This window comes from Litorivita sp. NS0012-18, from assembly GCF_040371945.1.
In the GTDB taxonomy this organism is placed as follows: domain Bacteria; phylum Pseudomonadota; class Alphaproteobacteria; order Rhodobacterales; family Rhodobacteraceae; genus Litorivita.
Map to the genome: position 1 here is coordinate 504,275 of NZ_BAABWS010000002.1, position 12,864 is coordinate 517,138.

At 62.8% G+C, this 12,864-nt stretch carries 9 protein-coding genes; 6 read left to right on the plus strand and 3 right to left on the minus strand.

What is annotated here, in order from left to right; all coding sequences use genetic code 11:
- The first annotated feature begins 67 nt into the window (after positions 1 to 67).
- The 4 genes from ABWV64_RS12095 to ABWV64_RS12110 all read left to right on the plus strand — a co-directional run bounded on the left by ABWV64_RS12095 (position 68) and on the right by ABWV64_RS12110 (position 4,719).
- On the plus strand, positions 68 to 748 hold the full coding sequence (locus ABWV64_RS12095; RefSeq protein WP_353345538.1) for a TetR/AcrR family transcriptional regulator: 681 nt from the start codon (positions 68 to 70) through the stop codon (positions 746 to 748).
- Positions 749 to 1,245: 497 nt separating this feature from the next.
- Positions 1,246 to 2,550: a 3-hydroxyacyl-CoA dehydrogenase gene (locus tag ABWV64_RS12100; protein ID WP_353345540.1), complete on the plus strand. Its 1,305-nt coding sequence runs from the start codon at positions 1,246 to 1,248 to the stop codon at positions 2,548 to 2,550.
- Positions 2,551 to 2,565: 15 nt separating this feature from the next.
- On the plus strand, positions 2,566 to 3,342 hold the full coding sequence (locus ABWV64_RS12105; RefSeq protein WP_353345542.1) for an enoyl-CoA hydratase-related protein: 777 nt from the start codon (positions 2,566 to 2,568) through the stop codon (positions 3,340 to 3,342).
- A 69-nt stretch (positions 3,343 to 3,411) separates the two neighbouring features.
- Positions 3,412 to 4,719 carry an acyl-CoA dehydrogenase family protein gene (locus ABWV64_RS12110; protein WP_353345544.1) on the plus strand — a complete coding sequence of 436 codons (1,308 nt, stop codon included), beginning with the start codon at positions 3,412 to 3,414 and terminating at the stop codon, positions 4,717 to 4,719.
- An 82-nt stretch (positions 4,720 to 4,801) separates the two neighbouring features.
- Here ABWV64_RS12110 and ABWV64_RS12115 read toward each other — a convergent pair whose 3' ends face one another.
- The 3 genes from ABWV64_RS12115 to ABWV64_RS12125 all read right to left on the minus strand — a co-directional run bounded on the left by ABWV64_RS12115 (position 4,802) and on the right by ABWV64_RS12125 (position 10,529).
- A complete protein-coding gene (locus tag ABWV64_RS12115; protein WP_353345546.1) occupies positions 4,802 to 5,932 on the minus strand; it encodes an NADH:flavin oxidoreductase in 1,131 nt (376 codons plus the stop codon).
- Positions 5,933 to 6,064: 132 nt separating this feature from the next.
- A complete protein-coding gene (locus ABWV64_RS12120; RefSeq protein ID WP_353345548.1) occupies positions 6,065 to 9,385 on the minus strand; it encodes a carboxyl transferase domain-containing protein in 3,321 nt (1,106 codons plus the stop codon).
- Between the two features lie 46 nt (positions 9,386 to 9,431).
- Positions 9,432 to 10,529, minus strand: a complete 1,098-nt coding sequence (locus ABWV64_RS12125) for a phosphotransferase family protein (protein ID WP_353345550.1) — start codon at positions 10,527 to 10,529, stop codon at positions 9,432 to 9,434.
- A gap of 418 nt (positions 10,530 to 10,947) precedes the next feature.
- Between ABWV64_RS12125 and dusA the strand changes: the two genes are divergently transcribed.
- Positions 10,948 to 11,976 (plus strand): tRNA dihydrouridine(20/20a) synthase DusA, encoded by a 1,029-nt coding sequence (gene dusA, locus ABWV64_RS12130; protein WP_353345552.1) that lies wholly within the window; start codon positions 10,948 to 10,950, stop codon positions 11,974 to 11,976.
- Positions 11,977 to 12,015: 39 nt separating this feature from the next.
- Entirely contained in the window at positions 12,016 to 12,840 is an 825-nt protein-coding gene (locus tag ABWV64_RS12135; protein WP_353345554.1) for a sulfite exporter TauE/SafE family protein, read from the plus strand.
- Positions 12,841 to 12,864: the final 24 nt, after the last annotated feature.

Sequence of the window (12,864 nt, forward strand, 5' to 3'; positions counted from 1 at the left end):
CAGGTGGCATGCGGGGCGGCGGCGCCGGTCGCGGCCCGCCCGCAGCGCAAAGCGAAAAGGAAATGCGGTGTCATCAGGCGAGGGGAGCAAGCATCTGGACGCGGTGCAAAAGGTCTATTTGCAAGAGGCCGAGATATCGAGCGTGCAAAACGCCGATCTTGTCACCGCGCGGCGCGAACAGATTTGCGATGCGGCGCTCGAACTCTTCTTGGAAAAGGGTTTTGCCTCGACCACCATCCGCGATATTTGCGCCCGCTCCGGCGTCAATCAAGCGAGCATCTATGACTATATCGCCAATAAAAACGACATCCTGCGCCGTCTGTTGAACCAGCTTTGGTTCGGTCAGGACGTGCAGCCCCTGCCGCGGCTTCTGGCCGATGAGAGCCTGTCGCTCGAAGAGGTTTGCGCGCAGTATTTCCGCCAGACATGGCGCATCAAGCGCAAGGGCACGCTGCTCGTCTACCGCTCGGTGCCGCATCTGCTCGACGAAGACCGCAAGGCCATGCGGGCGCGCGATATGGCCTTGATCCAAGACCTTGCCGAGCAATTGCGCAAACGTTCGGGGCGCGAGGTGGATGATGCCGAAATGGATATTCTGGCCAATGTGTTGATCTTCCTCGCCGCCTTCGGGCCGATGCGCGATTGGTTGATCAAAGGCGTGCCAGAGGAAACCGTCGTGCGCACCGTCGCGGCGGGCGCAGCGGCGATGATCCGCGAATTGATCGGCGACCCCGCGCGCGGCGCCTAGAGCGTCATATCCGCGCAGCGGCAAATATCGCGGGCACAGCAAAATGCGCATAATCCCCTGCGGCAGCGTGATAATTCGCCAATTTGACGCAGGGTCCGAAACGGGCGGCGCGCGATCACCCTTGACCTCATATGGCGAAGGGTTCTACCTATCTCTGACAAGTGTCAGGGAGCGGCCGGTCGCCAGATCGGGCGCGCTTTTGACTGCCGGTGGGGAGGCCGGATGACACGTGAGGCCAGTGAGGAACATCTTGTGTGGCGCGCCCTGCGGCGCCGACACCGCGACCGGACCCGCGACCATGCGCGCGGCGCAAGTTATATTGCCGCCGCGCCGCCCGATCCGCGGCGCGCGCCGCCTCACAACTCCCCCTATTCACCGCGCAGCCCGCATGGGGCCTGCGCGTATTTTTTTGACGCAGATCCAAGGCTTTGCCACCTGCGCCTTGCCCCTAGGCAGGGCCCGACCGCAAGGCCACGCCCAATGAAGGACCAATGATCATGAGCAATTCGCAGCAAGATGTCGCAACCTATCTGGCCACCTCCGGCAAATTGGCATGGGAGGTTCCCGGCCTTGCTCCTGGCACCACGCTGCGCCCGATTGCCAAGGTCGGGATCATCGGCGCGGGCACTATGGGCGGCGGCATCGCGATGAATTTTGCCACGGCGGGCTATCCGGTGGTGATGGTCGAAACCAAGCAAGAGGCACTAGATCGCGGGCTTGGCGTCGTGCGCGGCAACTACCAGCGCAGCGCCGACAAGGGACGTTTCCCGCAAGAGGAAGTCGAAGCGCGGATGGGCCGTTTGACCGGCACGCTGAATTTTGACGATCTGGCCGATTGCGATTTGGTCATCGAGGCCGTGTTTGAAAACATGGACATCAAGAAAGAGATTTTCGGCAATCTCGACCGCGTGGTCAAACAGGGCGCGATTTTGGCGACCAATACCTCGGCGCTCGATATCGACGAGATCGCCGCTGCCACCTCGCGCCCGCAAGACGTGATCGGATTGCATTTCTTTTCGCCTGCCAACGTCATGAAATTGTTGGAAATTGTCCGCGCCGATCATACGGCGGACGATGTTGTGGCGACCTCGATGGATCTGGCGCAAAAGATCAACAAGATCGCCACGCTGGTCGGCGTTTGCCCCGGATTTGTGGGCAACCGCATCCTGTTTGCCCGTCAGGCGCAGGCCAATAAACTGCTCTACAAAGGCGTGATGCCTTGGGATGTGGATGCGGCGATCAATGCCTTCGGCTTTCGCATGGGGCCATACCAGATGTCCGATCTGGCCGGTCTGGATATCGGATGGTCCAAGGGCGCGAAAACCCAAAACCCGATCCGCGATGCGCTGTGCGAGCTGGACCGTCGCGGGCAGAAAACCAAAGCGGGCTATTACGATTATGACGAGAGCCGCAGGCCGACGCCCTCCGATGTGACCGCGAAAATCGTGCGCGAGATCACCGGCGCCGAGGCCTCGACCATGAGCCAGGACGAGATCATCGAGACCTGCATTTTCCCGATGATCAACGAGGCGGTGAAAATTCTCGAAGAGAACAAGGCACAGCGCCCCTCCGATATCGATGTGGTCTGGATCAACGGCTACGGCTGGCCGCAAGAAAAGGGCGGGCCGATGTTCTATGGCGATATGGTCGGGGCCAAAGCGGTTCTGGCGCGGATGGAAAAGCTCGGCGCCGAAGACCCCGCTTTTGCCCCTGCCGAAACGCTCAAAAAGCTCGCCGCCGAGGGCGGGCGTTTCACCGATCTGGACCTTGGCGGTCTGAAAACCAAAGCGACCAAAGCATAAAAGGATTTCAAGACAATGGCTTATGAATTTGTAACCACCGAACGCCGCGGCAATATCCTGATCGTGACGATGAACCGTCCCGAAGTGTATAACGCCGTCCATGCGCCGATGCACAACGAGATGTCGCAAATCTGGGACGAGTTTGCCGCCGATCCCGACCTATGGGTGGCGATCCTGACAGGGGCGGGCGACAAGGCCTTTAGCGCGGGCAACGACCTCAAATACACCGCGCAGGGCGGCAAGGGCAAACCGCCTGAAACCGGATTTGGCGGCATGGCGATGCGCTTTGATCTGGAAAAACCGGTGATCGCGGCGGTCAACGGATTTGCCATGGGCGGCGGGTTCGAGATGGCGCTCAACTGCGATATCATCATTTCCTCGGAAACGGCGAAATTCGCGCTGCCCGAGGTCAAGGTCGGGTTTTTTGCCGCCGCCTCCGGCGTGCAACTGTTGAGCCGCCAGATCGGGCGCAAACCGGCGGTCGATATCATGCTCACCGGCCGCCATGTGATGCCCGATGAGGGCAAGGAATTGGGCTTTGTGAACCAGATCGTGCCCGCGGATCAATTGATGGCCGCCGCCATCGCCAAGGCCGAAGAAATCACCGCCGTCTCGCCCTCGGCGGTCAAGGCGACGAAACGCGTGCTCAACGCGATGGACGAGCTTGAAAACCTCAAGGCGAGCCTGAATTATAGCCGCCAAGTCATCATGGACCTGCGCGAGACCGAAGATTTCAAGGAAGGCGTCACCGCCTTTGTCGAGAAACGCAAGCCCGAGTGGAAAAACCGCTAGGGCCCCAATTTGCGGGCAGGGCGCACATCGCGCCGCCCGCATCCCACAACCCAAGGAGAGAAGAGAAGAATGGTAAATGTAAACGACGAGTTGCACGACCTGAGGCTGTCGGAGAGCGCCAAGCCGCTGCTCGACCGCGTGGTCAAGCACATCCGCGACAATTGCGATCCGGCCCATGTGGCCTATGAGGCGCTCGAAGACAAGAAACCCTCGCGTTTCGAATATGCCCCGGGTCAGCTTGAAATCATCGAAGACCTGAAGGCCAAGGCCAAGGAAGCCGGTCTTTGGAACTTCTTCTTGCCCAATGCCGAAACCGGCGAAGGCCTGTCGAACCTCGATTATGCCTATATCGCTTTTGAACTGGGCAAAAACCCCTTGGCGGCGGAATCGATGAACTGCGCCGCGCCGGACACGGGCAATATGGAAGTGCTCGAACGTGTCGGCACCCAAGAGCAAAAAGACACATGGCTCAAGCCGCTTCTGGCCGGTGAAATCCGCTCGGCCTTTGCGATGACCGAACCCGATGTCGCCTCGTCGGACGCGAAAAACATCGGCACCCGCGCGGTTCTGGAGAACGGCGAATGGGTGATCAACGGCGAGAAATACTATATCTCGGGCGCCGGTGATCCGCGTTGCAAGATCATGATCGTCATGGTGAAAACCTCGCCAGACGCGGATACGTTCCGCCAGCAAAGCCAGATCCTCGTGCCGATGGATACACCCGGTGTGGAAATCGTCGGTCCGATGAATGTCTTTGGCCACGACGATGCGCCGCATGGCCACATGCAAATCCGTTTCACCGACGTGCGCGTGCCCGAAGCCAACATCCTGTGGGGCGAAGGGCGCGGTTTCGAAATCAGTCAGGTCCGCCTTGGGCCAGGCCGTATCCACCACTGCATGCGCTCCATTGGCGCGGCGGAAAAGGCGCTTGATCTGATGATCTATCGCGGTCTGACCCGCGAGGCCTTTGGCAAGAAGATCATCGATCTGGGCAAGAACATGGAGACAATCTCGCGCTCGCGCATCGAGATCGACGCCATGCGTTTGATGGTTCTCAAAGCGGCCAAGGCGATGGACGTTCTGGGCAACAAAGAGGCGCGTATCTGGGTGTCGAAGATCAAGGCCATGGTGCCGGAAAAAGCCTGCAAAATCATCGATGACGCAATGCAAGTGCATGGCGCGACGGGCATCAGCCAATGGTCGCCGCTCTCCTCCATGTATATGAAACAGCGCACCTTGCGCTTTGCCGATGGTCCCGATGAGGTCCACCATCATGTGATCGCCCGCGCCGAGCGCAAGGAGTTCGAAGACTCCAACGAGCGCGTCGCTGCCGCCAAATCCGAAACCGGCGGGGGCAACATTTTTGATGGTCCGTAAATCGCGGATTTGACCCGATAAAATGCGAAAGGGCCGAGGCGATGATCCGCCTCGGCCCTTTTTACCTTTGCGGCCGCTTTGGTTAAGCCAGCTTGCCCATGGCGGTGCCGTCAAATCCGGGCAGGTCCTCGCCCGCGCGCAGCATATTGACCCAATTAGGCTCGCTGAGCAAAATCCGGCCAATGGCGATCAGATCGAATTCGTCGCGCTCCATCCGGTCGAGCAATCCGTCGATGCTCGCGCCTTCTGCGCCCTCGCCGCGGAAGGCTTTGAAGAAATCGCCGTTGAGCCCGACCGAGCCGACCGAGCAGGTGACCTTGCCGGTGATCTTCTTGGCCCAGCCCGCGAAATTGAGGCCTTCTTCGCCGTCCACTTCGGGGAATTCAGGCTCCCAAAAACGGCGCTGCGAGCAATGGAAAACGTCAACGCCTGCCTCGCTGATCGGCATCAACCATGCCTCAAGCTCGGCAGGGGTGGGGGCAAGGCGCACGCTGTAATCTTGTTGTTTCCACTGGCTCAAGCGCAAGAAAATCGGGTAATCCGCGCTGACCGCGCCGCGCACGGCCTTGACCAGTTCGACCATGATCCGCGCCCGTTCGGGCAGGGTTTCGCCGCCCCATTTGTCGCTGCGCTGGTTGGTCACATCCCACAAGAACTGATCGAGCAAATAGCCATGGGCGCCGTGAATTTCGGTCATATCGAAGCCGAGCCGCTCGGCATCGGCGGCGGCGCGGGCAAAGGCGGCGATGGTGTCGGCGACGTCTTCATCGCTCATCGCATGGCCGCGCGGTTTGTCCGCGCCATTGTTGCCCGAGGGGCTTTCCTTGTCGGCCTCTGGGTTCCACTCGGTCGAGCCGTCGGTCGATCCGGTGTGCCAGATTTGCGGCCCCATTTTGCCGCCTGCCTCATGGACCGCGTCGATCACCTCTTTCCAACCGGCCAGCGCCGCCTCGCCGTGAAAGAACGGCACATGTTCAAGGTTGCGCGAGGCGGGGCGGTCGACCACCGTGCCCTCCGACAAGATCAAGCCGACGCCGCCCTCGGCGCGGCGGCGGTAGTATCCGGCGTTGTCTTCGCTGACGATGCCGTTTTTGGCCATATTGCGCGTCATCGGCGCCATGACGATCCGGTTGGGAAGCTGCATCGAGCCGATGGTGATCGGGCGGAACAATGTATCGGGGCTGCGCTTTGCGGCACTATCTTTGGGTGACATGGGGGTCCTCTCCTTTGTCTGTTGGCACAGTGTCGATCCAAAAAACCGCCGCTGCAATGGGGCGGCCCGCCCGCGACGCTGCGGCATTTTTTCGTGAGCGCACAGGCCTTTATATCATGGGCGCACAGGTCCTCACCACGGGTCGACCATGGGGCGTTTACGGCCCGACATGGGCGGGCGAAGCCGCACCGATCGCAGCCCCGCCAACAGCCAGTCGCGCGTTTCGGCCGGATCGATCACCGCGTCGATCTCCAGAGTTTGCGCCACTTTGATCGCCTTGCCTTGCTCATACATCTGCGCCACGAGCTTGTCGTAGAGCGCCTTCTTCTCGCCTGCGTCCGTGACCGCATCCAGCTCGCGCCGAAAGCCCAAGGTCACCGCGCCCTCCAGCCCCATCGGGCCAAATTCGCCCGTCGGCCAAGACACCGACATTAAGTTGTCATATGTGCCGCCGCCGATCATGCCCATCGCGCCCAGCCCGTAGCATTTGCGCAAAACCACCGCGAAAACCGGCACGCTGAGCGAGCGGGCGGTGACGAACATGCGGCTGACATGGCGCACCAAGGCGCTGCGTTCGGCCTCGGGTCCGACCATGAATCCTGGCGTGTCGCATAGCGAGATCATCGGGATGTCAAAGGCATCGCAAAGCTGCATGAACCGCGCCGCCTTATCGGAGGCATCAGCATCAATAGCGCCGCCCAAATGTTTGGAATTATTGGCAATCACGCCAAAAGGCCGCCCCTCGATACGCATAAAGGCCGTGACAATCCCGACGCCGAATTCGCGGCGCAATTCAAGCACCGATCCCACATCGGCCATTCCCTCGATCGCATCGCGCACCTCGTAGGAGCGCAGCCGGTTTTGCGGCACCACATGGCGCAGCGCGCGCGCGTCCGGCGCGGTCCAATCCGTGGTCGCGCCTTGGAAATACGACAGGTATTTGCGCGCGACTTCGCAGGCCTCGGCCTCGTCCTTGACGCGGATATCGACCACGCCATTGGCCGATTGCACGTCTATGGGGCCGATCTCTTCGGGCGGGTAAATGCCCAAACCGCCGCCCTCGATCATCGCAGGGCCCGCCATGCCGAGGTTGCTGCTCTCATCGGCGATGATCACGTCGCAGCACCCCACAAGCGCCGCATTGCCCGCAAAACACCGCCCCGAAACGATGCCCACCAAAGGCACTTTGCCCGACAGATTGGCCAATTGGCTGAAGGTCGGCGTCGACATGCCCGAATAGACAAAGCGTTCGGTATCGCCGGGCCGCCCGCCGCCGCCTTCGGCAAAGAGCACCAAGGGGATGGTCCATTCCTCGGCCACTTTCAAAATCCGGTCAAGCTTGCGGTGGTGGCGCTGTCCTTGGGTGCCAGCGAGCACCATATAATCGCCCACCGCAAAGGCGCAGCGCGCCAGATCATCGCCGAACTGGTCGCCATTGACCTGCCCCAGCCCCGTCAAGATGCCGTCGCCTGTGGTGTTCTCGACCAGATCCTCCATGCTGCGCCGCTGGATTTGCGCGGCGATGGCAAATTCGCCGTATTCCTTGAAACTGCCCGCATCACAGACCTGCGCGATGTTCTCGCGGGCGGTCTGATGCCCGCGGGCATGGCGTTTGGCGACGGCCTCGGGGCGGTTTTCATCCCTGCCATAGCTGCGCCTTTGCTCCAGTTCGGCCAGATCGGGGCGGATATGGTCAAGATCCACGTGCTCTTGCACCGCCTGCTCGGCTGCGCTGCCCTCTTCGGGCGCGATGGCGAGGACCGGCGCGCCTTCCATCACGGTTTGTCCGGCCTGCGCGCAAATCGCGCTGATGCGTCCGCTCACCTCTGCGGTGATCACATGCTCCATCTTCATCGCTTCGAGAATGGCGATCTCTTGGCCCGCTTGCACTCTGTCGCCCGCAGCGGGCAGAACCGCGATCACCGTGGCTTGCATCGGCGCGTTTGCGGGGGTGCTGCCCTCGGGGATCGGCGCGCGGGCAAGATCGGCGGAGTTATGCGCGGCGGGAGCGGGCGCCCCGGCATCATCCGCCATATATGCACCAGCGGTCTCGAAAAGCGCCGCCGCGTGATCGTCGATGAACCGCGTGGTGATCCGGTTGGCGATGACGTCGGGATGGGCGATCAGGCCGCGCAGCCATGGGATATTGGTCTCGACGCCCTCAATACGAAACTCGCCCAAGGCGCGCCCCGCATTGGCGAGGGCGGCGGCGAAATCGGGGGCTTTGGAATGGGTGATCAGCTTGGCCAGAAGGCTGTCATAGCGCGCCGAGGTCTCATAGCCCGCCGTAGCAAACCCGTCGGTGCGCAGCCCCGCGCCGGTCGGCGGCTCATAGACGGCGATGCGCCCGCCCGTGGGCAAGGCCTGTGCCTGCGCATCCATCCGCTCCATATTGATCCGCGTCTGGATCGCCCAACCGGCGGGCATTGCGGTGGGCGCATCAAGGCCCAGATCGGCCAAAGAGGCCCCCGCCGCGATGCGCAATTGCAGCGCCACAAGGTCGATGCCAAACAGCTCCTCGCTCACCGTATGTTCGACCTGAATGCGCGGATTGGCCTCGATGAAAAAGAATTGCTCGCCGCCAAGCCCTTCCTCGGACATCAAGAATTCGAATGTGCCCAGCGAGCGATAGGCGTCGCTTTGGGCAAGGCACGTGGCCCTTTCGGTCAGGCTTTGGCGCATCTGCGCGCTCAGCGAGGGGCTGGGCGCGATCTCGACCAGCTTTTGATGGCGGCGCTGCAGCGTGCATTCGCGTTCGGCGAAATCGATCACGCCGCCGGTGCCGTCGCCGAGAATTTGCACCTCGATATGGCGCGCGGCGGGCAGGTAGCGCTCGACATAGACCGCGCCATTGCCAAAAGCCGCCTCGGCCTCGGAGGTGCAGCGCGCATAGCCCGCCTCCAGATCATCACCCGCGCCGATCACCCGCATCCCGCGCCCGCCGCCGCCTGCCACGGCCTTGATCAACATCGAGGCCCCTTGCGGCAGGGCGGCGCGAAATTTGGCCGCCTCGGCCAATGTGGTCGGCCCCGTGGTCCCCTCCGGAACCGGCACGCCGAGGCGTTGCGCATGGGCCTTGGCGGCCAGCTTGTCGCCAAAAAGCGCGAGGCTTTGCGGTGTCGGCCCGACAAAGGTCAGCCCCGCCGCCTCGATCTTGGCGGCGAAATCCGCGCTTTCGGCCAAGAACCCGTAACCGGGGTGGACAGCGTCGGCGCCGCTTTGTTTGGCCGCATCGATCACCGCATCGATATCAAGATAGGCGCGCGGCCCTGCACCCGCGAGCAGGACAAAGCCGTCGCAGCGGCCAAGGTGCAGGCTTTGCGCGTCATCCTCGGGGGCGATGGCCACGGTTTCGATCCCCATCTCGGCGGCGGTGCGTGCGATGCGCAGGGCGATCTCGCCGCGGTTGGCGATCAACAGCTTGGTTATCGGGCGAGGGGAGGAGAGGCTCATCTTGCGGTCCTTGGGCATGCTGGGGAGAGGGGCGGGCGGCGGTGCGTCACATTTCGGTTTTGTGCCGGTCCATGCGGCGCGCAATATCGGCGCCGATCCGCGCCACCGCACGGGCGCGCGCGCCGTCGCGCTGCGGATCGGCGCTGGCGCTGCTGGCGTTGCCTTTGGCGGCGCGGGCGGCCACGCCCTGGACAATCGCAGCGTAGCGAAAACAGGCAAAGGCAAGAAAGACCGGCCATTCGGGAATGCCGTCGCGCCCCGTGCGGGTGCAGTAGCACGCGATGATCTCCTCCTCGCGCGGCAGAGCGTCCGCCGCCGGATCGATCCGCCCCGCGATGCCCTGCGGCAAGCGGTAGGGCAGGCAGGTATAGGCCAGATCACCCAAAGGATGGCCAATGGTCGACAGCTCCCAATCGAGCACCGCCGCCACGCGCGGCGCGGCCGCATCGACCACCGTATTGCCGAGCCGGTAATCGCCATGCACGATGCTGGCGTCATCGCTTACATCCGCATGTTCGCCCAGCCAGTCGCGCAGCCAGTCCATATCGCTATAGTCGAAATCATCGGGCAGATCGGGCTTGGCGCTTTCATATTGCGCGGCCCAGCGGGTGGTTTGACGCCCAAGATAGTTTTCGGGGCGGCCAAAGCCCTCAAGCCCCGCCGCGCGCCAATCCACAAGGTGCAGCGCCGCCAATGTGTCGATCAGCGCAAAGGCCAGGGCAGGGCGATCCGCGCGCGCCACGGGCCCCATCGCGGGGTCGGGGATAATGCGGCCCTCGACATAATCCATAATGAAAAATTCCGCGCCGATCACCTCGGGATCATCGCAATAGGCGATCATCTCGGGCACTGGCACTTCGGTCGGGCCAAGCGCGCGCATCACGCGATATTCGCGGTCCACTGCATGGGCGCGCGGCAGCAAAATTCCAGGTGGTTTTTTGCGCAAGACCAAACGGCGGCGCGTGGGCGTGGTGAGCAGATAGGTCGGGTTCGACATGCCGCCTTGAAACTGTCCGATATGCAGCCCCTGCGCCGCCTCGGGCAGATGCGGCGCGAGCCATGCGGCCAGAGCCTCGCCGTCAATCACATGTGCCTTGAGGGGGGCGACGATTTGCGGCGCGCTGCTGTTTTGCGGCGCGCTCATCGGGCAGGGGCGCCGCAAGGGTGCGAGGATGCGCCAACGCTCAAAGCCGCGTTTTGCCGCGCCCGATGCGCGCCTTGATGCGCCTCGATTTTGCCGGTGCTGTGCATCTCGCGTCCCCCCGTGCCGCGTTGCTGCGGACAGGCGTCAGGCGATGCACGCGCGGCCCTCCTCAAAGCGGCGCACGCAAATCCTGACGCGTGTCAGGGCGAACTTTAGTGATCGCTCCTCTGTGGGTCAATGTGCGAATGCGCGATTTTGGGAGGCATCGTGCATTCGGAGCATTGCGCCGCCGCGCGTAGAACCTGCACGCCATGTCTGGTCCTAGGCGCGCGGCTTATGCTACATGGCGCAAAAGCCGCCGCGGCGCGTGCCATCGGGCATCAAAATGGCAGGGCGGCGAGGAAGGAACTCGGATCGTATGACGCAAGGCGGGATCACAACTTTGTCGCAAATCCATCGCGCGGCGCGCCTGTCCGTGGCGCCGATGATGGATTGGACCGACCGCCATTGCCGCTATCTGCACCGGCTGCTGAGCCGCGAGGCCTTGCTCTATACCGAGATGGTCACTGCGCCGGCTTTGGTGCGCGGCGGGGCGTTGCATTTGCTGGACCATAACGTCGAAGAGCATCCGGTCGCCTTGCAATTGGGCGGCTCGGATCCGGCGGAATTGGCGGTGGCGGCGCGTCTGGGGGCCGAGGCGGGCTATGACGAGATCAACCTCAATGTCGGCTGCCCCTCGGATCGGGTGCAATCGGGCACTTTTGGCGCGATCTTGATGAAAGACCCGAGCCTCGTGGCCGAATGCTGCGCCGCGATGGTGGCCGCGCAGCCGCGCGAGGTGACGGTGAAATGCCGCATCGGCGTGGATGACCAGATGCCCGAAGAGGTCCTGCCCGAATTCATCGCCCGCGTCTCTGCCGCTGGCGTCGGGCGCTTTACGATCCATGCGCGCAAGGCTTGGCTGCAAGGGCTGTCGCCCAAGGAAAACCGCGATATTCCGCCGCTCGATTATGATCTGGTGGTGAAGATGAAGGCGCTGTTTCCGCATCTTCACCTGTCGATCAATGGCGGCATAGCCTCCTTGGACGAGGCCGAGATGCTGCTGGAGCGGGGGCTGGACGGGGTGATGATCGGGCGCGCCGCCTATCACCAACCCGCCGATATCCTATGCAGCGCCGACGCGCGGATTTTCGGCAAAGCCACGGGGATGGGCGCCGAAGAGGCCGTGCGCGCGATGCTGCCCTATATCGAGGCGCATCTGAGCGCGGGGGGCAAATTGGGGCAGGTCACGCGCCATATGATCGGCCTGTTTGCCGGACGCGCAGGCGCGCGGGCATGGCGGCGCAGCCTGTCGGAAGGCGCGGCAAAACCGGATGCGGGCCCGCAAGTCGTCGAAGAGGCCTTGGCGCGCATTTGCGCACTGGAGCCGCAGGCGCAGGACGTGTAAGGCTGTCCGTCGTTGCAGCCGAAATACGGATAGACCGCCATGCCAGACCCCACACTCTTGATGATGATGTTTGCGCTTTTGCTCGCCATCGGCGCTTTGGCGGGGGTCTTGGCGGGGCTTTTGGGCGTGGGCGGCGGCATCGTCTTGGTGCCTGCGTTTTTCTATGCATTTCAAACGCTTGGCTATGACAGCCCGCAGTTGATGCAAATCTGTCTGGCGACGTCTTTGGCGACGATCATCGTGACCTCGGTGCGCTCGGTTCTCAGCCATAACAAAAAGGGCGCGGTGGATTGGCAGATATTGCGCACATGGGCACCGGGGATCATTGTGGGCGCGGTCGCGGGCATGTTGGTGGCCGCGTCCCTGCGCTCGGCCACCTTGCAAATGCTCTTTGGCTGCCTTGGGGTGGTGATCGGGCTTTACCTCGGCTTTGGCCGCGCCGAATGGCGCATCGCCGAGGCGATGCCCAAAGGCATCCGCCGCGCGGTGATGTCGCCGGTCATGGGGTTCTTGTCGGTGCTGATGGGCATCGGCGGCGGCAGTTTCGGCGTGCCGCTGATGAGCCTGCACGGCGTGGCGATCCACCGCGCGGTGGCCACGGCGGCGGGTTTTGGCGTGACCATTGCGGTGCCAGCGGTGATCGGATTTTTGACCGTCACGCTGGAGCCTTCCGCGCGCCCGCCCTTCACCATCGGCGCGGTGAATATGCCCGCCTTTGTGGTGGTGATCGCCATGACGCTTTTGACCGCGCCCTTGGGGGTAAAAATCGCCCATGCGATGGACCCCAAGCCGCTCAAACGGGTGTTTGCGGTGTTCTTGACTTTGGTGGCGCTCAATATGTTGCGCAAGGCGCTGGGCGCCTAGGCGCGCAGCCCGCAGGCCCGCCGA

Bases quoted from the DNA above. Each gene is read 5' to 3' on its own strand.
- ABWV64_RS12100 (WP_353345540.1), top strand. From the start codon at position 1,246: ATGAGCAATTCGCAGCAAGATGTCGCAACCTATCTGGCCACCTCCGGC.
- ABWV64_RS12105 (WP_353345542.1), top strand. From the start codon at position 2,566: ATGGCTTATGAATTTGTAACCACCGAACGCCGCGGCAATATCCTGATC.
- ABWV64_RS12110 (WP_353345544.1), top strand. From the start codon at position 3,412: ATGGTAAATGTAAACGACGAGTTGCACGACCTGAGGCTGTCGGAGAGC.
- ABWV64_RS12115 (WP_353345546.1), bottom strand. From the start codon at position 5,932: ATGTCACCCAAAGATAGTGCCGCAAAGCGCAGCCCCGATACATTGTTC.
- ABWV64_RS12120 (WP_353345548.1), bottom strand. From the start codon at position 9,385: ATGAGCCTCTCCTCCCCTCGCCCGATAACCAAGCTGTTGATCGCCAAC.
- ABWV64_RS12125 (WP_353345550.1), bottom strand. From the start codon at position 10,529: ATGAGCGCGCCGCAAAACAGCAGCGCGCCGCAAATCGTCGCCCCCCTC.
- dusA (WP_353345552.1), top strand. From the start codon at position 10,948: ATGACGCAAGGCGGGATCACAACTTTGTCGCAAATCCATCGCGCGGCG.
- ABWV64_RS12135 (WP_353345554.1), top strand. From the start codon at position 12,016: ATGCCAGACCCCACACTCTTGATGATGATGTTTGCGCTTTTGCTCGCC.